Raw genomic sequence first — 22,444 nt, forward strand, 5'->3', positions numbered from 1 at the left:
GGCCGGCGCCCCGTAAGGGGCGCGGGGAACTGCGCGACCAGCCACAACACGCCTGCAGCCTGCGGGCGTCGGGTAGGGGCACTCACCTAGCCAGAACCCGGGAGGGACGCGGACGCGGGGGCGCGCACCGGCTCGGGCAGGAGCTCGCGGACGGCGCTCCGCTCGGCCTCGCCCGCCGTCTCGTCCAGCGGGTCGGGGGTGGCGGGCACCTGGAGCCGCAGCACGGGCCCGTCTCCCAGGCGTGCGAAGCCCCGGCCGCGCGGTGCGTCCGGTGCCGGGGCGGTCTGCGGGGCCTCGCCCAGCACGGCGCCCGCCTGTTCGGGCGGGACGGCCCCCAGTACCACCCGGGCCCTGGTGTGCGTGAGCACCGCTTCCCCCAACTCGTCCGCACCGTGGAACTGTTCGGCCACCGCCACGGTCACCCCCGCGGCGCGGCCGTGCCGCAGCGGGACCCGCAGCAACTCCTGCGGGTCGGCCCAGCCCTCGGCCCGCGCCGGACAGCTGAGCGCCGCGGGCCGGTCCACCAGCACCCACAGCGGCCGGCGTACGTCCTCCGGGGTGTTCTCGCCGCGCTGCCGGGCCCGGCTCGTCTCCAGCAGCCTCCGCTCCGTCTCCCGTGCCGCCCACTCCAGCGCGGCCAGCGCGCCCGGCAGCGTGGACTCCACGCCGAGCACCCCGCACCGCGCCGCGAAGGACGCGAACTCGCCGCCCCCGTCGCCGTCCACGATCAGCACCTCGCCGTGGAACAGCGCCTGGAGGGCGAGCGAGCGCAGCAGCGAACTGGTGCCCGAACCCGGTGTGCCGACGGCCAGCAGATGCTGTGCGGTCGAGCGGGGACCGGTGTGCCACATCACCGGCGGTACGGCGCGGGGGGCGACCTCACCGGCGAAGTACACCGGTACCGTCCAGTTGACCTCGCAGCCGTCCGTGAAGCCGAGCAGCGTCTCGCCGGGCGCGGTCACGAAGGGCTGGGCGTGGATGCCGGTGGGCAGCGGCTCCAGCGCCGTCATCTCCAGCAGATTGCACTCCTCGTCCCAGCAGAAGCGGTACTCGCGCCCGCGGCCGGTCTTGGCCGCCAGCAGCTGTTCGACCCGTAGCCGCTCGGAAAGTTCCCCGTCGCGGAAGGAGGCCGGATAGCGCAGCAGCAGCCCGCTGATCCGCCCGTCCCGGAAGGCGAACTCCTCGAAGGCGCGCTCCCACCGCCCGTCGTACGCGTACAGCGGCTCGGGGCGCGGATCGCCGTCCAGTGCGAAGTACGGAACCAGCGCCTCGTACAGCGCCTGCAGGCGCGCCCGCTCCACGTCGGTGGGACTCTTCCGGAACGTGAGCGGCCGCCCGGCCGCGCTCTGCCTCCCGTACCAGGCCGTGGCGCCCAGCGCGCCGAGCGTCGCCAGGGCCGGGCCGTAGGGCAACAGCCACAGCAGCACCCCGCACGCCGCGACGACGAACAGCGTGGGACCCCGCCGTTCCCTGGGCGTGCGCTCCCACCAGGCCCGTCCCCTCCCGGCCAGGCAGCGCGCCCCCTTGCCGAGCACGAACAGCGGATGCAGTACGTCGAGTACCGCGTCGGTCCCGGCACGCACGGCTTCCCGTGCGTGCCACCGCGACGGCATCGGCCACCGCCCCACACTCAGCTCCTCCCGGCCCGCTGACTGATGCCCGGCCTGTCGGCCACCGGTCGCTTGTCGGCCACCGGTCCGACTGTCGGCGCCGGTCAGAGCTTGAGCCCGCCGAGCAGGCTCGCCAGGCTCTCGCCCCCCGCCTTGATGCTGGGTGCCATGGCGGTGCCCGCCAGGTAGAAGCCGAAGAGGGCGCACACCAGCGCGTGCGAGACCTTGAGGTTGTCCTTGCGGAAGAAGAGGAAGACGATCAAGCCCAGCAGTACGACGCCCGAGATCGAGAGAATCACCAGTCACTCCTGATGTAGGGGACGGTCACCATGAGTTTCACCAGCTTCACAGATCGGACGGATCGTATGAAACTGGCATCTGGGTGATTCATCGGCTAACGCCCCTGAACGGGTCGTGTCGCTGCCGGGCTCCCGGTGGAAGCCCCACCTCGAACCGCCGCAGGCAGCCCGCCGCAGAGGAAAGGCCCCCATGAACGAGAAGGACCCCATGACCGTTGCCGCGGACGCGGTGCTGGCCGGGCTGTCGGACATCCGCGAGGGCCTCGAATCCCTCTACAAGGACCTCCATCAGCACCCCGAACTCGGCTTCCAGGAGCGCCGTACGGCAGGCCATGTCGCCCAGGCGCTGAACGAGTGGGACTACGAGGTCACCGAGGACGTCGGCGGGACCGGGGTCGTCGGCGTGCTGCACAACGGTGACGGGCCCACCGTCCTGCTCCGCGCCGACATGGACGCGCTGCCCGTACGCGAGCAGACCGAGCTGCCCTACGCCTCGACCGGGACAGGTACCGATGCGAACGGTGTCGAGCACCCGGTGATGCACGCCTGCGGCCACGACGTCCATGTCACCTGTCTGTTGGGCGCGGCCCGGCTGATGTCGGCCGGGACCGACGTCTGGCGGGGCACGCTCGTCGTCCTGTTCCAGCCGAACGAGGAGAACGGTTCCGGGGCCCGCGCCATGGTCGACGACGGGCTCGCCCGGCGGATTCCCCGCCCGGACGTGGCGCTCGGCCAGCATGTGCTGCCGGCGCCCGCGGGGACGCTGCTGACCCGCTCGGGCGTCATGATGGCGGCCTCCGACAGCCTGCGGGTCACCTTTCACGGGCGCGGCGGGCACGGCTCCATGCCCGAACGGACCCTGGATCCCGTGGTGCTGGCCGCGGCGACCGTCGTACGGCTGCAGACCGTCGTCGCCCGGGAGACCGCCGCGGTCACGCCCGCCGTGGTGACCGTCGGGGCGATCCATGCGGGCAGCGGGCCGAACATCATCCCCGACAGCGCCGAGATCCAGCTCAACATCCGGGCCTTCGACGAAGAGACCCGCTCCCGCGTGCTGGCCGCGGTCCGCCGGATCATCGCCGGTGAGTGTGCCGCCTCCGGGGCTGACCGCGAACCGGAGTTCGAGACGCTCAGCGAGTTCTCGGTGACCGAGAACGATCCGGAGGCCACCGACCGGGTCGCGGGGGCCTTCGCCGCCTACTTCGGCCAGGACCGGGCGCGGACCACCGGTCCCATTCCGGCCAGCGAGGACTTCGGCGAGTTCCCCGCCGGGCTCGGCTGCCCCAGCACCTACTGGGGCCTGGGCGGCACCGATCCGGACACCTACCGGAAAGCGGAGCGGGCCGGGACCGTCGAGCGGGACATCCCCGGCAACCACAGCCCGCTCTTCGCCCCGGTGATCCAGCCGACCTTGGACACCGGCGTACGCGCCCTGGTCACCGCCTCCCTCGCCTGGCTGGCCCCGCGGCCGAAGAGCGAGTGAGGCGTAACGGCCCGGGCCCGCGGGTCAACCGCGCTCGATCCGGTCGCGTACGTCCGGGTCACGGGCCGGCTCCGGGGGGAGCTCGGTGTGCGAGTCCAGCTTCGCGGTGAGCAGTTGACGGGCCGTCACCACGGTGGTGTGCGTCGACTCCCATGCCGAATTCCCGCCTGCCGAGTCGCGGGTCCGGGCGGTACGCAGGTCGGCGCCGCGCAGATCGGCCCCCTTCAGCTCGGCGCCGTGCAGGTCGACGCCACGCAGGTCGGCGCCGCGCAGATCGGCGCCCCTCAGGTCGGCGTTCCGGAAGGACGCGTCGATGGGGCGTGCCTTACGCAGGTCGGCGCCCGCGAGCTGGGCGCCCTCCAGCCGGGCCCGGACCAGCAGCGCGGAACGCAGATCGGCGTCCCGGAGATTGGCGTCCGGCAGCCGGGAGCCGACGAAGTAGGCGCTGTTCAGCTGTGCACGGGGCAGGTTGGCGCTCACCAGCACCGCGCCGCTGAGATTGGCGTGGGCAAGCCTGGCCCGACCGGCACGGGCGCTGCGGCTGCCGGGTTCGGCGCCGCTCCCTTGGGCCGCTGCGCGGACGCTCACGTTGGGCAGGTGCGCCTCGCGCAGATCCACCGCCGCGCGGTTGTCGCGTTCCGGCCTGCGCTGCGCCAGTACCTCGAAGGCGGCCTGCACGTCCGCGGCCGGCCGCGCGGACGCCGCGTCCTTGCCCTCCGCTCCCTTCGCGTGGGTGCGGATGTAGGCGGAGAGCACATCCACGATGGAGGGCTGGTCCCGGGGGGAGTCCTTCATGATGCGCTGGAGCGCGTAGATGCCGCCGAGCCGCACTTCCGGCGCGGTGTCCCCCAAGTTGCTGACGGCAGAGGTGTAGCGGTCGGTGATCTGCCCCTCGCGGGTGACGCCCACCTCCTTGAGGGCCTGTTCACGGGTGACGAGCACGGTGGCCATGGCCGCGATGGCGGTGACAGCGACCGCCAGCACCTCGATGGCCCGGGGCCACCGCTCCTGCTTGACCGCGGGAGTGTCAGCGGCTTCGGCGGTGACCGGCGCATGTGGTGCGGGTGCACGCTCCGGCGCGCCGCGCCGCTGTCCGATCTGCCGTGGGCCGACTGGCGCGCTGCGTGCAGCTTGCCGCCGCAGGCGCTTGGCCCGTTCCCCCGACCGTGCCGTCACTCTGGCCATACGGGTATTCCACCGGACCACCGGGCTCCGCGCGAGAGTGCGGCGGCCATTCCCTTGTGGTGGAACGCGTTCTACTGTGTCGCCGCCAGCGGGCACACCGTCGTGGAGCGGAGGGGACCGTGTATCTCGAATACACCACCGAACAGCAGGAGCTGCGCACACGGTTGCGGGAGTACTTCACAGGCCCGGGCGGGCTCGTACCCGAGGACGCGCACAGCCGGTACGCCGAACCGGCGGCGCAGAAGCAGTTCTACCGCGAGACCGTACGGCAGCTCGGCCGGGACGGGTGGCTGGGCGTGGGATGGCCACGTGAGTACGGCGGGCGCGGGATGAGGGCCGTTGAGCAGTTCATCTTCTTCGACGAGGCCGCGCAGGCGGGCGTCCCGCTGCCGCTGATGGCGCTCAACACGGTCGGACCTACCCTCATGCGCTTCGGAACCGCGGAGCAGAAGGAGTACTTCCTGCCCCGGATCCTCTCCGGCGAACTGGACTTCGCCATCGGCTACAGCGAGCCCGACGCGGGCACCGATCTGGCCTCCCTCACCACCCGCGCGGTCCGCGAGGGCGACACCGAGACCGGGCACTACATCGTCAACGGGCAGAAGATCTGGACCACCAACGGTGACACCGCCGACTGGGTGTGGCTCGCGGTGCGCACCGATCCCGACGCCAAGCCGCACAAGGGCATCACCCTGCTGCTCGTACCGACCAGCGACTCCGGCTACTCGTGCACCCTCATCACCACCCTCGCCTCGCACGACACCACGGCCGGCTACTACGAGAACGTGCGGGTGCCCGCGAGCCGCCGGGTCGGTGAGGAGAACGGCGGCTGGCGGCTGATCACCACTCAGCTCAACCACGAGCGGGTCACCCTCGCCGCGCACGGCAGCATGGCCGTCCGCGCTCTGGAGAACACCCGGCGCTGGGCGCGGCAGACCAAGCTCTCCGACGGGCGACGGGTCATCGACCTGGGCTGGGTCCGCACCCGGCTGGCCCGCGCCCACGCCCGGCTGGACGCGATGAAGCTGCTCAACTGGCAGATGGTCGACGCCCTCGACAAGGGCACGCTGACCCCGCACGACGCCTCGGCCGTCAAGGTCTACGGCAGCGAGGCGCGCCGCGACGCCTACGCCTGGCTGATGGAGGTCGTGGGCGCCGCCGGCCCCCTCAAGGAGGGCTCGGCGGGCGCGGTGCTGAGCGGCGAACTGGAGCGCGGCTACCGCAGCGCGGTCATCTTCACCTTCGGCGGCGGCAACAACGAGATCCAGCGCGAGATCATCTCCTGGATCGGCCTGGGGATGCCACGCGTACGACGCTGACTCCTGGGCTGCCTCCCGCGCTTGGGGCACAAGTCGGCTCACGGCTCGGCACTTCTGTCCCACGTACGACACCGAACACCCCTGTACCGCAGCGAACCCGTCAAACGCGTACACCTCGCCACCGGTTGGCATACACAGGACGGAGCGAGGCAGCCATACTGGGCAGACAGGGGAGGGACGAAAGCGGCAACGACGGGGGCGAGAAGCAGGGATGGCGCAGAGCACCCTGATCCATGGTCGGTACCGGCTGCTCGAGCTCGTGGGGCGCGGCGGCATGGGCGAAGTGTGGCGGGCCCGCGACGAGTCACTGGGCAGGCGGGTGGCCGTCAAATGCCTCAAACCACTGGCCCGGCGGGACGACGAGGCGTTCCTGCGCGTCCTGCGCGAACGCTTCCGGCGCGAGGCGCGCGTGGCCGCCTCGCTCCAGCACCGGGGCGTGACGGTGGTACACGACTTCGGCGACGACGAGGGCCTGCTCTACCTGGTCATGGAGCTGCTGGAGGGGCGGAATCTCAGCCAGCTGCTGGAGGAGAACAAGCGGCAGCCCCTCCCCGTGGCCGAGGTCGTGGACATCGCCGAACAGGTCGCGGCAGCGCTGGCCTACACCCACGACCAGGGTGTGGTGCACCGCGATCTGAAGCCCGCCAACGTCATGCGTACCGAGGACGGCGCCGTCAAGATCTGCGACTTCGGCATCGCGCGGCTGGCCCACGACATCGGCTTCACAGCCAAGCTCTCCGGAACCGGAATCGCCATGGGCACCCCGCACTACATGTCGCCCGAGCAGATCGCGGGCTCCGCCGTCGACCACCGCAGTGATCTGTACTCGTTCGGGTGCGTTCTCTACGAGCTCGCCACCGGCGCGCCCCCGTTCGAGGGCGGCGACCCCTGGGCCGTACTCGTCGGCCACCGCGACACCCCTCCCGTACCGCCGCGTGCCCAGCGCCCCGAGCTGCCGCCCCCGCTGGAGGCCGCCGTTCTGCGGCTGCTGGCCAAAGAGCCGGACGAACGCCCCGCCGACGCCACCGCGTTGGCGGACCAGCTGGCCGCGGCACGGGCCCATCTGCCGGGCACCGGTACGCCACCGCTCGCCGGGCCGGTGACGAGTCCGGGTGCCATGACCGGCCCGGGCGTTGCGGTGGGCCCGCACGCCGCGCCGCTGTGGATGCCACGGTGGACACACGGCATGGACGGCGGCCTCCCGGCGAGCGGCACCCTCACGCTGCGGACCCCGCCCGCAGGAGGAGCGGCGGGACCGGACGGGCTCGCCGGGCGGTGGACCGGGGGCGTCGCTCCGGCCGAGCTGCCCGAGTCCGGGGAGGTCACCCGTGCGGCTCCGCGGCAGACCCCGTCGCGTATACCGCAGCAGGCCCCGCGGGTCCCGGCCCCGGCAACCTCTGAGCGGCGCCCCCAACAGCGGGAACGGCTCGCCGTGCTGGCGGGCAGGCACAATGCCGGGCTGCGGCTGGGCCGGCTCGGCCGTTGGGGGGAGGCGTACGAGGTGCACCGCGTGGTCGCCGCCGAACGCGAACGACTGCTCGGCCCGTACCACCCGGACACCCTCGCCAGCCGCTACGAGACCGGCTCGGCGCTCGCCCGGCTCGGGCGGCACCCCGAGGCACTGGAGGAGTACGTCCGCACCGCCGCGGGCCGGGTCACCGTGCTGGGCCCCGACCACCCCGACACGCTCGCGGTGCGCCACGAGCTCGGCCATGCGCTGGGGCGGCTCGGCCGCTGGGAGGAGGCGCTGGACGTGCACCGGCAGGTGGCCGCCGTCCGGGAACGGGCCCTCGGCTCCGCCGATCCCGCGACGGTGGCCAGCAGGAACGACGAGGCACACTGCCTGGAGCGGCTGGGCCGCACCGGGGAGGCGGCCGAGGTCTACCGCGAACTGGCGCGCAGGCGCTGAGAGGCGGCCCGTCCGCGGCAGCTATCTGACGCCGCATCAGAAAATGTCTTCCCTCCGCGACGCCGCTGCGGCATCCTGCCGCCCATGCAGACGGAGCTGAGCAGACAGCTGGGAGCAGAGCACGCCATCTTCGGCTTCACGCCCTTCCCCGCCGTTGCCGCGGCGCTCACCAGGGCGGGCGGCTTCGGGGTGCTCGGCGCCGTGCGCTACGGCGCCGCCGACGACCTCAAACGCGACCTCGACTGGCTGGACGCGCACACCGACGGACTGCCGTACGGCCTCGACGTGGTGATGCCCGCGAAGAAGGTCGAAGGGGTGACCGAGGACGAGATCGAAGCGATGATCCCCGACGAGCACCGGCAGTACGTGCGTGACGTCCTCGCCGAGTACGACGTACCGGAGCTCCCGGAGGGCGAGCGGGGCGGCTGGCGGATCACCGGCTGGATGGAGAGCGTCGCCCGCAGCCAGCTGGAGGTGGCCTTCGACTATCCCGTCAAACTCCTCGCCAACGCGCTGGGTTCACCGCCGCCCGATGTGATCGAACGCGCCCACCGGAACGGCATCCCGGTGGCAGCGCTCGCCGGGAGCCCCCGGCACGCGGAGCGGCACAAGGAGGCGGGCATCGACATCGTGGTGGCCCAGGGATACGAAGCCGGCGGCCACACCGGGGAGATCGCCTCCATGGTGCTCACGCCCGAGGTCGTACGCGCCGTCGACCCGCTGCCGGTGCTGTGCGCGGGCGGCATCGGCAGCGGCGAACAGCTCGCTGCCGCACTGGCGTTGGGGGCGCAGGGTGCCTGGCTCGGCTCGGTGTGGCTGACCACCACCGAGGCCGACCTCGGCTCCCGGGCACTGACCCGCAAGCTGCTGGCCGCCGGGCCCGCCGACACGGTGCGGTCGCGCGCCCTCACCGGGAAGCCCGCGCGGCTGCTGCGCACTGCGTGGACGGAAGCCTGGGAGGCCGGGGAGGGGCGGCCGGGCACCCTGCCCATGCCCTTGCAGGGGCTGCTGGTGGCGGAGGCCAACTCGCGGATCCAGCGGTACGAGGTGGAGCCGCTGCTGGGCACTCCGGTGGGGCAGATCGTCGGTTCCATGAACAGCGAACGGTCCGTTCAGGCCGTCGTCGACGACCTCACCCGCGGTTTCGACCGCGCCCTCGCCCGCCTCAACGCGACTGCGGACCGGCATTAGGGGCTTCTTCGAACTCCGCCCGAAAGGAGAGCCAAGGTGGACGCACCCAACGGGTTCTGGGCGCAGGCCCAGCGGGATCCCGGGCGTACGGTCCTCGTAGCGCCGGACGGCGAGGAGTGGTCCGCGGCCCGGCTGCACGCGGAGTGCAACAAGCTCACGCACGCCTTCAGGGCAGCGGGACTTGCGGCGGGCGACGCGTTTGCGACCGTTCTGCCCAACGGCCCGGAGTTCATCGCCGCCTACCTCGCCGCCGCCCAGTCCGGCCTCTACCTGGTCCCGGTCAATCACCATCTGGTGGGCCCGGAGATCGCCTGGATACTCTCCGACTCCGGTGCGAGCGTTCTGGTCGCGCACGCCCGGTTCGCGGACACCGTGCGGGCGGCCGCCGACGAGGCGGAGCTGCCGGACGACCGGCGATACTCCGTCGGTCGGATCGAGGGCTTCCGCCCGTACGCGGACCTCCTCGACGGCCAGTCATCCGAGCCGCCCACCCACCGCACCAGCGGCTGGGTCATGAACTACACGTCAGGCACCACCGGTCGCCCCCGCGGCATCCGGCGGCCCCTCTCGGGCAAGCGTCCGGAGGAGATGCATCTCGGCGGCTTTCTCGGCATCTTCGGCATCAAGCCGTTCGACGACAACGTCCATCTCGTCTGCTCGCCGCTCTACCACACCGCCGTACTTCAGTTCGCAGCCGCCGCACTGCACATCGGGCACCGGCTCGTGGTGATGGACAAGTGGGATCCCGAGGAGATGCTGCGGCTGATCGACCGGCACTGCTGCACGCACACGCATATGGTGCCAACCCAGTTCCATCGGCTCCTGGCGCTGCCCGAGGAGACGCGGGCCGCCTACGACGTCTCCTCGATGCGGCACGCCATCCACGGCGCCGCGCCCTGCCCCGACCATGTGAAGCGGGCGATGATCGAGTGGTGGGGCAGCTGCGTGGAGGAGTACTACGCCGCGAGCGAGGGCGGGGGAGCGTTCGCGACGGCCGAGGACTGGCTGAAGAAGCCCGGCACGGTCGGCAAGGCGTGGCCGATCAGCGAACTGGCGGTCTTCGACGACGACGGAAACCGGCTCGGCGCGGGAGAGCTGGGCACTGTCTACATGAAGATGAGCACCGGCGGTTTCTCGTATCACAAGGACGAGGGGAAGACCCGCAAGAACCGGATCGGGGACTTCTTCACCGTCGGCGACCTGGGCTGTCTGGACGAGGACGGCTATCTCTTCCTCCGCGACCGCAAGATCGACATGATCATCTCCGGCGGGGTGAACATCTACCCCGCCGAGATCGAGGCCGCCCTGCTCACCCACCCCGCCGTGGCGGACGCCGCCGCCTTCGGGGTCCCGCACGACGACTGGGGCGAGGAGGTCAAGGCCGTCGTCGAACCCACTCCGGGCCATGAGCCGGGGCCGGAACTGGCCGAGGCGATCCTGGCTCACTGTGCGGGGCGACTCGCGCGCTACAAATGCCCCAGATCGGTGGATTTCACCAACGAGATGCCCCGTGACCCCAACGGCAAGCTCTACAAGCGCAGACTGCGAGCACCGTACTGGGAGGAGCCGCAACGGCCGCTGTGACGGGCGTCACTTTGTGGGACCAGACGGGTACGTCTGGGAGTGATGCCCAACGGAGACCTCGTGGCCACTTCTCACCCCTCCCTGGCGCGGCCATGATGATCAGGCGGTGTCGTGGGTGCCGCCCACGGCGACGCCGTCATACGCACCAACGTCAGGAGGACCCATGGCCGGGCTCTGGAGCGGCGAGGGTGTACTGCGCCGCAAACCCATCGAGCACATCGAAGAGACCGAGGCAGCCGGAACGCAACTCGTCCGCACCCTCGGCCTGCGGCATCTGACCGCGATCGGCGTCGGTGGCATCATCGGAGCCGGCATCTTCAGCCTCGCGGGAACGGTCGCCAACGGCAAGGCGGGCCCCGCCGTGCTGATCTCCTTCCTCGTCGCCGGACTGGCCAGCGCGTGCGCGGCGCTCTCCTACGCGGAGTTCGCCGGGCTCATCCCGAAGGCGGGCTCCGCCTACACCTACGGCTACGCCGTTCTCGGCGAGCTCGCCGGCTGGTTCATCGGCTGGGACCTGCTGCTGGAGTACACCGCCATCGTCGCGGTGGTGGCCATCGGTATCTCCGGCTACTTCTCCTTCCTCCTCGGAGAGACGGGCATCGATCTGCCCGCCTGGATGCTGGGTGCGCCGGGAACCGGGGACGGGCACCGCGTGGACCTGTTCGCCGCGGTGCTGTGCCTGCTGATCGCCTACCTGCTCACCCGGGGCATCAAGAGCGCGGCGCGCTTCGAGCTGATTGTCGTGGGCCTCAAGGTGGCAGTCGTGCTGCTCGTGATCGTCGTCGGCGTCTTCCACGTCAAGACCGGCAACTGGCAGCCGTTCTTCCCGTACGGCCTCTCAGGCGCCTTCACCGGCGCCGCGACCGTCTTCTTCGCCGTCTTCGGCTACGACGCGATGAGCACGGCGGCCGAGGAGTCCACCGACGCCCAGAAGCACATGCCCAAGGCGATCATCTACTCGCTGGCCATCTCCATGGTCCTGTACGTGGCCGCCTCCCTGGTGCTGACCGGCATGCAGAACTACAAGGACATCGACCCGGACAGCGGCTTCTCCACCGCCTTCAAGTCCGTCGGGCTCAGCGGTGTCGCCGACATCATCGCCGTCGGCGCCATCATCGGCATCCTGACCGTGATGTTCACCTTCATGCTCGGCGTCACGCGGGTGTGGTTCTCCATGAGCCGCGACGGGCTGCTGCCCGAGTGGTTCGCCAAGACCGACCCGGTACGCCATGTGCCGGTCCGCGTCACCTGGATCGTCGGCGTCGTCTCCGCTGTCATCGCGGGCCTGCTGCCCATCCAGGAGGCTGCCGAGTTGACGAACATCGGCATTCTGCTGGCCTTCGTCGTGGTCTGTGTCGCGGTCATCGTGCTGCGGTACCGGCGGCCCGACCTGCCGCGCACCTTCAAGGTCCCCGGCATGCCCGTCACCCCGGCGCTCGGCGTGGTCTTCTCGATCTGGCTGACCACCTACCTCACCGCGGAGACATGGCTGCGCTTCGCCGTGTGGTTCCTCATCGGCCTGATCGTGTACTTCGGCTACTCCTACCGCAAATCCGAGCTGGCCAGGCGGCCCTCCGACACCTGGCCGCCCACCTCCGGGAAGCGGGACGACTAGCGGGGTACGGTCCCCCGTATGAGCGAAAACGGAACGCAGATGGTTCGCACGGGCGGCGTCCGGCTCAGCTATCGCTCCTGGGGTGCCGAGGAGGGGGTCCCCGTCGTCCTGCTGCACTGCCTCGGTGAGGACGGCGAGGACTGGCGCGGCCCCCTCATCTCGGGGCTCGCCGGCGCGCATCCCGTCCACGCGCTGGACCTGCGGGGCCACGGCGGGAGCGACTGGCCCGGCAGCTACGGCATGGACGACTTCGTCGGCGATCTGCGCGGGTTCCTGGACGAACTCGGCATCGACAAGGCGATCCTTGTCGGCCACTCCTTCGGGTCCGTCGTCGCCTACCTGTTCGCCCAGGAGTACCCGGAGCGGGTGGTCCGCCTCGTACTGGAGGAGACCGGAGCCATGCGGCCCGTACGGCCGCCGCAGGAGGTGCCCGAACCGCCGCCGGGCGCCCCGCTCTTCGACTGGGAGGTCAAGGTCCAGTGGACCCGGCAGCGCAATGACCCCGACCCGCGGTGGTGGGACCGGCTCCCGGCCATCACCGCGCCCACCCTGCTGGTGGGCGGCGGCGACCGCAGCCACCTCCCGCAGGAGGACCTGCGTCTGATGGCCGACCGCATTCCGCAGGCCCGCGTCCTGACCATCGACGGCGCGGGGCACCTGGTCCATGAGGCCCGCCCGATGGAATTCACCAGGGCGGTCCTGGATTTCCTGGCGGAGAGCTGAGGGGCCGCTTCTTCACGCCGCCCCCTCGATCAGGGTCCGGCGGGCCCAGCGGTAGTCCGCCTTGCCGCTGGGCGACCGTTGAATGTGCTCCGTGAGCACGACGGTGCGGGGCACCTTGTATCCCGCGAGCCGCTGCCGTGCATGCTCCCGTACCCCCTCAGCGGTCAGCGGCGAAGCCGGATCCCGCAGTTGGACGACGGCCGCGACGCGGTGCCCCCACTTCTCGTCGGGGATGCCCGCGACGAGCGCGTCGTAGATGTCGGGGTGGGACTTGAGGGCTTCCTCCACCTCCTCGGGGTAGACCTTCTCACCCCCCGTGTTGATGCACTGCGAGCCTCGCCCCAGCACGGTGACGACTCCGTCCGCGTCGACGGTCGCCATGTCGCCGAGCAGCACCCAGCGCGCGCCGCCGGCCTCGAAGAACGTCTCGGCGCTCTTGGCGGGGTCGTTGTAGTAGCCGAGCGGCACGTGCCCGCGCTGCGCGAGGCGCCCGATCTCGCCGGGCGGCACCGGCCGGTGGGTGGCCGGGTCGACCACGGCGGTGCGGTCGTTGACGGTGATCCGGAAGCCCTTCGCCGGGCCGGAGTCCGCCGTCGCGGTGCCGTTGAACCCGGACTCGGAGGAGCCGAAGTTGTTGATGAGCGTGGTGTGCGGCACCAGCGCCGTGAACTGCTCCCGCACCGTCTCGGAGAGGATCGCCCCGGAGCTGGAGACCACGAGCAGGGACGAGCAGTCGGTGCCGCGCAACGGTCCGCCGAGCGCGTCCACCAACGGCCGCAGCATCGCGTCGCCCACCAGCGAGACCGCGGTCACCTTCTCGCGTTCGACGGTGCGCAGTACCTCCTCCGGTACGAACTTACGGTGCAGCACCACCTTCTGGCCGTAGTTGAGCCCGATGAAGAGAGTCAGCGTGGAGGTGCCGTGCATCAGCGGGGGAGTGGGGAAGAACACCAGCCCCTCGCCGCCGGCCGCGACCCGCTCGGCCAACTCCTCGGGCCGGGAGACGGGTTCGCCGGTGGGCGCGCCGCCGCCGAGCCCGGAGAAGAACAGATCCTCGGAGCGCCACATCACCCCTTTGGGCATGCCCGTGGTGCCGCCGGTATAGATGAGGAACAGATCGTCCGGGGAGCGCGGACCGAAGTCGCGGTCCGGTGACTGCGCCGCCTCCGCTTCGGCGAATTCGGCGACGCCGATGGGAGCGACGGTGAGCGCGATGTCCGGCCCGGGCTGCCTCGTGCGCGGCCGGCCGCCCACCCGCACGAGGTGCCGCAGCTTCCGGGCACACGGTGCCGCGGCGGCCACCCGCGCCGTGAACTCGCCGTCGAAGACGAGCGCGGTCAGGTCGGCGTCCCGGTACAGATAGCTCAGCTCGTCCTCGACGTACCGGTAGTTGACGTTGACCGGGACGGCGCGGACCTTCAGACAGGCGAGCAGGGTCTGTACGTACTCGACGCCGTTGTACAGGTGCAGCCCGACATGGTCGCCCGGTGCGATGCCGGCGTACGTCAGGTGGTGCGCGAGCCGGTTGGCCGCGCGCTCCAGCTCGGCGTAGGTCAGCCTGCGTTCGGCGCCCGTACCGGGGTGATCCAGGTAGACCAGTGCTTCGCGGTCCGGGACCGTGTCGACGATCGACTCGAACAGGTCGGCAAGGTTGTACTCCACGGCGCGCTCCTCCATGCCTGGCCCGGCGTGCTCGTTTCGCGTACGTGCTCGTTCCGCGTGCGCCCCCGTGCTTGCTCGCGTACTGGTGTCTCCCGGCGTCATCAGAGCACCGGCGAGCGGAGACGGGAAGGGCTGTCGCACCAGAAATATGACGCCGCGTCAGAAAACCCTTGAACTCCGCGCGGCATTACTGCAACCTGTTCCAGGTCCTGAGGCGGCCCGCAGACGGGAGGATCCGCGATGGGCGGCACCGAACATCTGACCGTGGAGCGCGTGGGTGCCACCCTCGTGCTCACCCTCAACCGTCCCGAAGCCAAGAACGCCCTCTCCCTGCCGCTGCTCGTCGGCCTGTACGACGGCTGGCTGGAGGCCGACGCGGACGACGCGATCCGCTCCGTCGTCCTCACCGGCGCGGGCGGCACCTTCTGCGCCGGCATGGACCTCAAGGCCCTCGCCGGTGACGGCATGACCGGGGAGCACTACCGCGAGCGGCTGCGCGAGGACCCCGACCTGCACTGGAAGGCGATGCTGCGGCACCACAGGCCGCGCAAGCCCGTCATCGCCGCCGTAGAGGGGCACTGTGTGGCGGGCGGGACGGAGATGCTCCAGGGCACGGACATCCGCGTCGCGGGCGAGAGCGCCGTCTTCGGCCTCTACGAGGTGCGCCGCGGCCTGTTCCCCATCGGTGGCTCGACGGTGCGCCTCCCACGGCAGATCCCGCGTACGCACGCGTTGGAGATGCTGCTGACGGGGCGCCCGTACAGCGCCGAGGAAGCAGCACGTATCGGGCTGATCGGCCGCGTCGTATCCGACGGAGCTGCGCTGGAGGCGGCACTGGAGATCGCGGAACGCGTCAACGCCTGCGGCCCATTGGCCGTCGAGGCGGTGAAGGCCTCCGTCTACGAGACGGCGGCCATGACGGAACAGGAAGGACTGGCAGCCGAGTTGAAGCGCGGCCGGCCCCTCTTCGACACGGCGGACGCCAAGGAGGGCGCCCGCGCCTTCGCGGAGAAGCGGGAGCCCCGGTTCCGCCGGGAGTGAGAACTCCCGCCCGCCGACCTGCCTCAGCCAGCGAAGGAGAGGTACCCACCCTTGAATGCGGCCGCCTCACAGGCAGCGCTCAGCGCACCCCTGGTAGTCGAGTTCCCCTTCACGCGCTCCCTCGGCCCCGTCCAGAGCGCCTTCCTCACCGGCCTCCGCGAACGGACGGTCCTCGGCGTCAAGGCGTCGGACGGCCGCACCCTCGTACCGCCCACCGAGTACGACCCCGTCACCGCCGAGGAGATCCGCGACCTGGTGGAGGTGGGCAGCACCGGCACCGTCACCACCTGGTCGTGGAACGCCACCCCGCGCAGAGGACAGCCGCTCCGGCACCCCTTCGCATGGGTGCTGGTCCGGCTCGACGGCGCCGACACCGCCCTCCTGCACGCGCTGGATGCGCCAGGGGGCCCCGGCTCGGTGCGCACCGGCATGCGCGTCCGTATCCGCTGGGCGGAACAGCGCGGCGGCGCCATCACGGACATCACCTGCTTCGAGCCCGACGGCACCAGCGCACCCGACCACCGGGCGGAGCCGCACAGCGGTGAGTTCGCCGACCCGGTGACGGGCATCGTCGCCGAGGCCCGCCTCGACTACACCTACACGCCCGGCCGCGCGCAGACCCGCTACCTCAACGCACTGGCGGAGCACCGCACCCTGGGCGAGCGCTGTCCGCAGTGCCGCAAGGTGTACGTTCCGCCGCGCGGTGCCTGCCCCACCTGCGGGGTGCCGACCGGGGAGCAGGTCGAGGTCGGCCCGCGCGGGACCGTCACCACCTTCTGCGTGGTCAACATCAAGGCCAAGGGCCTGGACATCGAGGTGCCGTACGTCTACGCGCACATCGCCCTGGACGGCGCCGGGCTCGCACTGCACGGCCGTATCGCCGGCATCCCCTACGACCAGGTGCGCATGGGCCTGCGCGTCGAGCCCGTATGGACCGAGGGCGGACGCTATCCGGACCACTACCGGCCCACCGGCGAGCCCGACGCCGACTACGAGACGTACAAGGAGCTGCTGTGACGAGCCGAGCGGGGCACAGCCGAGGGGGGCGCAGGGACGTCGCCGTCGTCGCCTTCGCACAGACGGCGCACGTACGCGCGGCGGACAACCTCTCCGAGGTCGAGATGCTGATGCCGGTGCTGCGCGAAGTGCTCGAGAGGACGGGGCTGTCGGCGGGAGAGATCGACTTCACCTGCTCCGGCTCCTGCGACTACCTGGCAGGCCGCGCCTTCTCCTTCACCATGGCGCTGGACGGGGTGGGCGCCTGGCCGCCGATCTCCGAGTCGCACGTGGAGATGGACGGCGCCTGGGCGCTCTACGAGGCGTGGGTGAAGATCCTCACGGGCGAGGCCGAGACCGCACTGGTGTACTCGTACGGCAAGTCCTCCGCCGGCGATCTCCCGGAGGTCCTCACCCGGCAGCTCGACCCGTACTACCTCGCCCCGCTGTGGCCCGACTCCCTCTCGCTCGCGGCGCTCCAGGCCCGCGCCCTGATCGACGCCGGCGAGACCGACGAACGGGAGCTGGCCGGAATCGCCGCGCGCTGCAGGAACGCGGCCGAGGACAACCCGTACGCCCAACTGGGCGGCTCGCCCGGCGCCGGCACCCTGCTGGAGAACGCCTACCTCGTGCAGCCGCTGCGGCTGCACGACGTCCCACCCGTCACCGACGGCGCCGCCGCCGTGGTACTCGCCGCAGGGGACACAGCGCGCCGGCTGAGTGGGCGTCCCGCGTGGATCAGCGGCATGGACCACCGGATCGATCCGCACGTCCTGGGCGTACGTGATCTCACCGACTCGCCCTCCACCCGGCTGGCCGCCGAGCGTGCCGGACTGTTCGACCCCGGCGCTCCACCACCGGACATCGCCGAACTGCACGCTCCGTTCACCTCTCAGGAAGTCGTACTGCGCAAGGCGCTACGCCTCGGCGAGGACACCGCCGTCAACCCCTCGGGCGGCCCCCTGGCGGCCAACCCCGTCATGGCGGCAGGGCTGGTCCGGATCGGCGAGGCCGCGGCACGCGTGTCCCGGGGCGAGGCCCGCCGCGCGGTCGCGCACGCCACCTCGGGGCCGTGCCTCCAGCAGAACCTCGTCGCGGTCCTGGAGTCCCACGACGGCGGAGCGGAAGGAGAGCGCGCATGAGCGGCAAAGAGCCCGTAGGCGTCGTCGGCATCGGCCAGACCAAGCACGTCTCGGCGCGCCGCGACGTCTCCCTGGCGGGGCTGGTGCGGGAAGCGGCAACACGGGCGCTGGAGGACGCCGAGCTGGGCTGGGCCGACATCGAGGCCGTGGTGATCGGGAAAGCCCCCGACTTCTTCGAGGGCGTCATGATGCCCGAGCTGTATCTGGCCGACGCACTCGGCGCGGTCGGCAAACCCATGCTGCGGGTGCACACGGCCGGCTCGGTCGGCGGCAGTACCGCGCTGGTCGCCGCCAACCTGGTCGCGGCACGGGTGCACCGCACCGTGCTGACCCTCGCGTTCGAGAAGCAGTCCGAGTCGAACGCCATGTGGGGCCTGTCCCTGCCCGTGCCGTTCCAGCAGCCGCTGCTGGCGGGCGCCGGCGGATTCTTCGCGCCGCACGTCCGCGCCTATATGCACCGCACCTCGGCCCCCGGCCACATCGGTGCGCTCGTCGCCTACAAGGACCGCCGCAACGCGCTGAAGAACCCGTACGCGCACCTCCACGAGGAGGACATCACCCTGGAGAAGGTGCGCTCCTCGCCGATGCTGTGGGACCCCATCCGCTACTCGGAGACCTGCCCCTCCTCCGACGGGGCCTGTGCGATGGTGCTGACCGACCGCGCCGGTGCCGCCCGCGCCCCGCGTCCGCCCGCGTGGGTGCACGGCGGCGCCATGCGCAGCGAACCCACCCTCTTCGCGGGCAAGGACGCCGTCTCACCGCGTGCCGGCAGCGACTGCGCCGCCGACGTCTACCGGCAGGCGGGCATCACCGAGCCGCGCCGCGAGATCGACGCCGTGGAGATGTACGTGCCCTTCTCCTGGTACGAGCCGATGTGGCTGGAGAACCTCGGCTTCGCCAAGGAGGGGGAGGGGTGGAAGATGACCGAGTCCGGCGCGACCGAGCTCGACGGCGATCTGCCCGTCAACCCCTCCGGCGGAGTACTGTCCACCAACCCCATCGGCGCCTCCGGCATGCTCCGCTTCGCCGAGGCCGCACTACAGGTGCGCGGCATGGCGGGCGCACACCAGGTGCCGGGCGCGCACCGGGCGCTCGGGCACGCCTACGGGGGCGGTTCGCAGTTCTTCGCCATGTGGCTGGTCGCCGACGAGCCACCCACTCGCTAGCCGCCTGTACCCCCTCGTTCTCCCGTCCGTTTTCCCCGTGCCGCGCCCTGTCCGAGCGGCCGGGGCCGTGGTTAGGGTGGCGCCGGGACGACGTCGACCGGGAGGAGCACCAGCGTGGCCGACAGCACCATCGGGCAGCCCGAACTCGACCTCAGCCGGGCGCAGTGGCAGTCGAGCAGCCGGGGCACCGGCGATGTCGAGATCGCCTTCGTTGAGGGGTTCGTGGCGATGCGGCACGGCCGCCAGCCCGACAAGCCCGCGCTCATCTTCGATCCGGGCGAGTGGCGTGCCTTCGTGCGCGGGGCGCGCGAGGGCGAGTTCGATCTGACGTAACGCGCCTCGACAGCCTTGCCCCCTCGGCGAGTTGAGCACCGAGGCCGTTGACGCACTCGTCCGGGAGACCTTCGCAGGTGACGCCGACGCCGCGTACCGCTGCCTGGGCCGCGCACTGCGGGAGCCGCCCGCGCGGAGTGACCGCCCCGCCGTCGTGTACGAGCCTGCTGCAGCGGCCCTCCGCTCCGAAGCGCCGGCCGCCACCGTCCACCATCTGCGCGCCGCCCTCGTGGAACCCGCCTGCGAGGAGGAGCCGCGCCTCCCGGCCCTGCGCGCCCTTCCCGCCGCTGCTGCCGGGAAATCCCGCGGGCCCGCGGTAACGGGGCACTGACTGGGGGCGATCTTCGGGGGCCACGTACTATTGCGGCATGTCGTTCCTCCGCCGCCGCAGCGCCGCCGTGCCCGCAGGCCCGGACTTCGATGTCCTGGCCATGGACCCGTCCGACTGGCCGGGGAATCTCGGCGCGGGCCTGCTGCCCGCGCCGGACGGCAGCTGTCAGGGCGTCTTCCTCCGGTATGACCTGTTCGGCGGACGCGGCCCTGCGATGATCATCGGCAATCTCCCGGAGGGCTCCCCGGCGCGGGACGTCGCCGAGGGCGAGGTGCCGTTCGAGGTGGCGCAGCTTCTCTCCGCGCTGGAGAACGACGAGCATGTCGAGGTCGTCGGCACCGAGGACGACCCCGTGATGCACGAGGACAACCTGCTGATCGTGCGCCGTATCAAGCTGTCCGAAGACCGGATCTCCTGCGTCCAGTTCGACCGCAGTGACGGCGTGCTGGTCACCATCGCAAGCTGGGACCGGCCCATCACCAACGACCTGTACGCGCTCCTCAAGCCGCTGCCGGCCGAGATGTTCCAGCAGTGAGCCGGTAAGCGCACGCAGCGAGGGCGGCCGGCACCGCGTGCCGACCGCCCCGCGAGGTCAGCGGAGCACCCGGACGTCCTCCGCCTTCACGAACGCCACCCGGTGACCGAGCTGGATCTGGTAGTACCGCTGCTTGCCCCGCACGACCTGGAAGTTCTTCGCGTCGGGGTCGTATGTGACGGCGTACAAATACTCGCCCGGCGTCTTCAGGCCCGCCACGTAGCGCTGTCCGGCCGCGACCTTGTACGGCAGCGGTGAGAGCGCCTGCACCGGCACGTCCTTGGGGTACGCGGCCTCTTCCGGGTAGGCGCGCCCGTACACCGGGATCTCCTCACGCCCGGCGCGGGGTGTGATCACGGTGCCCCGCCCGGGGACGGCGGTCGGCCGGCCGGACGGGTTGTGGAACCACGCCTTCTGGCCGAGGTACCAGATGGCCGTCCAGTCGCCCTTCCGGTCCGCGACCGCGTACTGCTGACCGGTGGTCGCCCGTGCACCGGTGTCGTTCACTCCGGTGGTCGAGGGCGAGCCGTCAGGCCGCAGCCCGACGTCCTTGACCAGCGGCGAGGAGGCGTCCGGCGCCTGGTGCAGCCGCACGGCGGAGGAGCCGTGCTCGGGGCAGGGCTTGCCCGCGGACTCGCACCCGGTGAACACCGGCTTGTGCTCGTCGTAGGTTGGCCGGATCGTCACCACGCCCGACGCCGGCCCCGCCTTGGGGGCGAAGGGCTTGCCCATCAGCGCGAAGTAGTGCTGCCAGTCCCAGTACGGCCCCGGGTCGGTGTGCATGCCCTTGATGCCGGACGTGGTCGACCCCGGCACATTGTCGTGGCCCAGAATGTGCTGCCGGTCCAGCGGGATGTCGTACCGCTCGGCGAGGTACTTCACCAGCCGCGCCGAACTGCGGTACATCGCCTCCGTGTACCAGGCGTCAGGGTCGGTCAGGAACCCCTCGTGCTCCAGCCCGACCGACTTGGAGTTGACGTACCAGTTGCCGGCGTGCCAGGCGGCGTCCTTGTTGCGCACGTGCTGCGCCACATGTCCGTCGGACGACCGGAGCGTGTAGTTCCACGAGACGTACTTGGGGTTGGTGACCAGATCGAGCGTCGTTTCGTACGTCGCTTCGGTGTCGTGGACGATGATGTAGTCGATCTTCTGAGACTCGGGCCGCCGCGCCTTGTCGTGGTTGCCGTAGTCCTCTTCGCCGTTGTCGTCGGTCCACTTCTCGTACGGCGCCGGATACCACTCGCAGTCCACGCTCCGCGGGCACTCCGCTCCGCCGCCGGCGCGGCGTGCCCGTTCGGACGTCTGCGGGGTACGCAGCTTCGGCGTGGCTCCGAGAGTGACGGTCTCGCCGGTGTCGGTGGTGCGGTGCTCGCCGGTGCGCAGTACGCCGAACACCTCGTCGGCGAACGCCGTGGAGTTGGGGCTGCCCCGGCCGCCGCCCGGGAACGCGGCCACGGCCTCGTACCAGTCGGCCGGGTCGGCGCTGAGCGGATGTCCCAGCCGCCGCTGCGCGTCCGCCAGCAGGGCGGCGCCGCCCCGCACGTTCGCCTCCGTCGAGGAGCGGAGCCGGGCGGGGGAGAGCCCGGTCAGCTGTGCGGCGCGCTCCAGCGTCCGCAGCCGGGCCGGCGGCTTCCCCTTCAGCTGTGGCTTCGCGGCCTCGCGGGCGACGCGGGCAGGGCGCGCGCTGTCGCCCCTGGCGTCCTCCGTACCGCCGTGTCCCTGCTGCCGGGACGAGGCCAGCGCCGTGCGGGCGTCGGTGAGGTGCATGGGGCCGTAGCCGCCGGAGACGCTGGGCGCCCCCTGGTGCGCGTCCCAGCGCGACTGGAGGTACGAGACGCCGAGCAGCAGCTTCTCAGGTACGTGGTATCGGTCGGCGGCAGCCGTGAACTGCTGCTGGAGCGCGTCGTGGCCGGGCTGGTCCGCGGTCGCCTGCGTACTGGACGCCAGCAGCGGAACCACAAGGGCTGCTGCCGCCGCGCCGACCACCGCACGACGGACGTAACGTCCGGTGGCCTGTCCCGCAGTGCGTCTGTCGCCGCGTCTGTCGCCGCGTCTCGTGCGGCGTCTGTCGCTGCGGCCGTCGTCGGCAGGGGTGCTGTCGTGGTCACGGAAGGATCGTGGCAATGCCGCCTCCTCGGACTGGGGCGCCGTGGGATCACGTGCGCGAGCAGTCCTCAGACGTACCCACTGGCCGACGATCCGTCAATCACTCCGCACGGTGGGTACTTTCCGGCGCGGGCACGCGGGGCAACAGCGCACGTCGCCCTGGCCGCAAGGCGTGCCGGACACCCGGGGCGTCACCGGTGCAGACCGGTGACGC

The 22,444-nt window shown here is 71.4% G+C and carries 19 protein-coding genes; 14 read left to right on the top strand and 5 right to left on the bottom strand.

Annotated features, from left to right (window positions below; translation table 11 throughout):
* Positions 1-86: 86 nt before the first annotated feature.
* A complete protein-coding gene (locus tag ACTWQF_RS12730; protein WP_443279429.1) occupies positions 87-1,628 on the bottom strand; it encodes a hypothetical protein in 1,542 nt (513 codons plus the stop codon).
* 86 nt (positions 1,629-1,714) lie between these two features.
* Positions 1,715-1,909 carry a hypothetical protein gene (locus ACTWQF_RS12735; RefSeq protein ID WP_173868609.1) on the bottom strand — a complete coding sequence of 65 codons (195 nt, stop codon included), beginning with the start codon at positions 1,907-1,909 and terminating at the stop codon, positions 1,715-1,717.
* A gap of 190 nt (positions 1,910-2,099) precedes the next feature.
* Between ACTWQF_RS12735 and ACTWQF_RS12740 the strand changes: the two genes are divergently transcribed.
* Entirely contained in the window at positions 2,100-3,392 is a 1,293-nt protein-coding gene (locus ACTWQF_RS12740) for an amidohydrolase (protein WP_443279430.1), read from the top strand.
* Positions 3,393-3,416: 24 nt separating this feature from the next.
* On the opposite strand, the gene ACTWQF_RS12745 is transcribed toward ACTWQF_RS12740, so the two are convergent.
* Positions 3,417-4,577 (bottom strand): pentapeptide repeat-containing protein, encoded by a 1,161-nt coding sequence (locus ACTWQF_RS12745; RefSeq protein ID WP_443279431.1) that lies wholly within the window; start codon positions 4,575-4,577, stop codon positions 3,417-3,419.
* 119 nt (positions 4,578-4,696) lie between these two features.
* Here ACTWQF_RS12745 and ACTWQF_RS12750 point away from each other — a divergent pair, with 119 nt between their 5' ends.
* The 6 genes from ACTWQF_RS12750 to ACTWQF_RS12775 all read left to right on the top strand — a co-directional run bounded on the left by ACTWQF_RS12750 (position 4,697) and on the right by ACTWQF_RS12775 (position 12,918).
* Positions 4,697-5,896 carry an acyl-CoA dehydrogenase family protein gene (locus ACTWQF_RS12750; protein ID WP_443279432.1) on the top strand — a complete coding sequence of 400 codons (1,200 nt, stop codon included), beginning with the start codon at positions 4,697-4,699 and terminating at the stop codon, positions 5,894-5,896.
* Positions 5,897-6,107: 211 nt separating this feature from the next.
* Positions 6,108-7,805, top strand: coding sequence for a protein kinase domain-containing protein (locus tag ACTWQF_RS12755; protein ID WP_443279433.1), 1,698 nt, complete (start codon positions 6,108-6,110; stop codon positions 7,803-7,805).
* An 84-nt stretch (positions 7,806-7,889) separates the two neighbouring features.
* Positions 7,890-8,996 (top strand): NAD(P)H-dependent flavin oxidoreductase, encoded by a 1,107-nt coding sequence (locus tag ACTWQF_RS12760; RefSeq protein ID WP_443279434.1) that lies wholly within the window; start codon positions 7,890-7,892, stop codon positions 8,994-8,996.
* A gap of 36 nt (positions 8,997-9,032) precedes the next feature.
* On the top strand, positions 9,033-10,580 hold the full coding sequence (locus ACTWQF_RS12765) for an acyl-CoA synthetase (protein ID WP_443279435.1): 1,548 nt from the start codon (positions 9,033-9,035) through the stop codon (positions 10,578-10,580).
* A gap of 163 nt (positions 10,581-10,743) precedes the next feature.
* On the top strand, positions 10,744-12,195 hold the full coding sequence (locus tag ACTWQF_RS12770) for an amino acid permease (RefSeq protein WP_443279436.1): 1,452 nt from the start codon (positions 10,744-10,746) through the stop codon (positions 12,193-12,195).
* A gap of 18 nt (positions 12,196-12,213) precedes the next feature.
* On the top strand, positions 12,214-12,918 hold the full coding sequence (locus ACTWQF_RS12775; protein ID WP_443279437.1) for an alpha/beta fold hydrolase: 705 nt from the start codon (positions 12,214-12,216) through the stop codon (positions 12,916-12,918).
* A gap of 12 nt (positions 12,919-12,930) precedes the next feature.
* Here the strand turns inward: ACTWQF_RS12775 and ACTWQF_RS12780 are convergent, their stop codons facing one another.
* A complete protein-coding gene (locus tag ACTWQF_RS12780; protein WP_443279438.1) occupies positions 12,931-14,580 on the bottom strand; it encodes an acyl-CoA synthetase in 1,650 nt (549 codons plus the stop codon).
* A gap of 240 nt (positions 14,581-14,820) precedes the next feature.
* Between ACTWQF_RS12780 and ACTWQF_RS12785 the strand changes: the two genes are divergently transcribed.
* The 7 genes from ACTWQF_RS12785 to ACTWQF_RS12815 all read left to right on the top strand — a co-directional run bounded on the left by ACTWQF_RS12785 (position 14,821) and on the right by ACTWQF_RS12815 (position 20,124).
* The gene (locus tag ACTWQF_RS12785; RefSeq protein ID WP_443279439.1) at positions 14,821-15,621 is read left to right on the top strand and encodes a crotonase/enoyl-CoA hydratase family protein; all 801 of its coding nucleotides are present in this window, start codon (positions 14,821-14,823) and stop codon (positions 15,619-15,621) included.
* Between the two features lie 51 nt (positions 15,622-15,672).
* Positions 15,673-16,638, top strand: coding sequence for a Zn-ribbon domain-containing OB-fold protein (locus tag ACTWQF_RS12790; RefSeq protein WP_443279440.1), 966 nt, complete (start codon positions 15,673-15,675; stop codon positions 16,636-16,638).
* Complete coding sequence (locus ACTWQF_RS12795) at positions 16,635-17,759, top strand: thiolase domain-containing protein (RefSeq protein ID WP_443279441.1); 1,125 nt, start codon at positions 16,635-16,637, stop codon at positions 17,757-17,759. Before ACTWQF_RS12790 ends, ACTWQF_RS12795 begins: the two co-directional genes overlap by 4 nt.
* Positions 17,756-18,925 carry a thiolase domain-containing protein gene (locus ACTWQF_RS12800; protein WP_443279442.1) on the top strand — a complete coding sequence of 390 codons (1,170 nt, stop codon included), beginning with the start codon at positions 17,756-17,758 and terminating at the stop codon, positions 18,923-18,925. The genes ACTWQF_RS12795 and ACTWQF_RS12800 overlap by 4 nt, the downstream gene beginning before the upstream one ends.
* A 114-nt stretch (positions 18,926-19,039) precedes the next feature.
* Positions 19,040-19,258: a DUF397 domain-containing protein gene (locus ACTWQF_RS12805; RefSeq protein ID WP_019356239.1), complete on the top strand. Its 219-nt coding sequence runs from the start codon at positions 19,040-19,042 to the stop codon at positions 19,256-19,258.
* 31 nt (positions 19,259-19,289) lie between these two features.
* Positions 19,290-19,589 carry a hypothetical protein gene (locus ACTWQF_RS12810; protein ID WP_443279443.1) on the top strand — a complete coding sequence of 100 codons (300 nt, stop codon included), beginning with the start codon at positions 19,290-19,292 and terminating at the stop codon, positions 19,587-19,589.
* A gap of 37 nt (positions 19,590-19,626) precedes the next feature.
* Positions 19,627-20,124: a hypothetical protein gene (locus ACTWQF_RS12815; protein ID WP_443249719.1), complete on the top strand. Its 498-nt coding sequence runs from the start codon at positions 19,627-19,629 to the stop codon at positions 20,122-20,124.
* Between the two features lie 57 nt (positions 20,125-20,181).
* Here ACTWQF_RS12815 and ACTWQF_RS12820 read toward each other — a convergent pair whose 3' ends face one another.
* Positions 20,182-22,248, bottom strand: a complete 2,067-nt coding sequence (locus ACTWQF_RS12820; protein ID WP_443279444.1) for an N-acetylmuramoyl-L-alanine amidase — start codon at positions 22,246-22,248, stop codon at positions 20,182-20,184.
* Positions 22,249-22,444: the final 196 nt, after the last annotated feature.

This window comes from Streptomyces sp. 8N114, assembly GCF_052245835.1.
In the GTDB taxonomy this organism is placed as follows: Bacteria; Actinomycetota; Actinomycetes; order Streptomycetales; family Streptomycetaceae; genus Streptomyces.

Excerpts from the sequence above, each read along its gene's own strand:
- ACTWQF_RS12760 (WP_443279434.1), top strand. The coding sequence starts at position 7,890 with ATGCAGACGGAGCTGAGCAGACAGCTGGGAGCAGAGCACGCCATCTTC.
- ACTWQF_RS12815 (WP_443249719.1), top strand. The coding sequence starts at position 19,627 with ATGTCGTTCCTCCGCCGCCGCAGCGCCGCCGTGCCCGCAGGCCCGGAC.
- ACTWQF_RS12755 (WP_443279433.1), top strand. The coding sequence starts at position 6,108 with ATGGCGCAGAGCACCCTGATCCATGGTCGGTACCGGCTGCTCGAGCTC.
- ACTWQF_RS12745 (WP_443279431.1), bottom strand. The coding sequence starts at position 4,577 with ATGGCCAGAGTGACGGCACGGTCGGGGGAACGGGCCAAGCGCCTGCGG.
- ACTWQF_RS12770 (WP_443279436.1), top strand. The coding sequence starts at position 10,744 with ATGGCCGGGCTCTGGAGCGGCGAGGGTGTACTGCGCCGCAAACCCATC.
- ACTWQF_RS12775 (WP_443279437.1), top strand. The coding sequence starts at position 12,214 with ATGAGCGAAAACGGAACGCAGATGGTTCGCACGGGCGGCGTCCGGCTC.
- ACTWQF_RS12740 (WP_443279430.1), top strand. The coding sequence starts at position 2,100 with ATGAACGAGAAGGACCCCATGACCGTTGCCGCGGACGCGGTGCTGGCC.
- ACTWQF_RS12785 (WP_443279439.1), top strand. The coding sequence starts at position 14,821 with ATGGGCGGCACCGAACATCTGACCGTGGAGCGCGTGGGTGCCACCCTC.
- ACTWQF_RS12800 (WP_443279442.1), top strand. The coding sequence starts at position 17,756 with ATGAGCGGCAAAGAGCCCGTAGGCGTCGTCGGCATCGGCCAGACCAAG.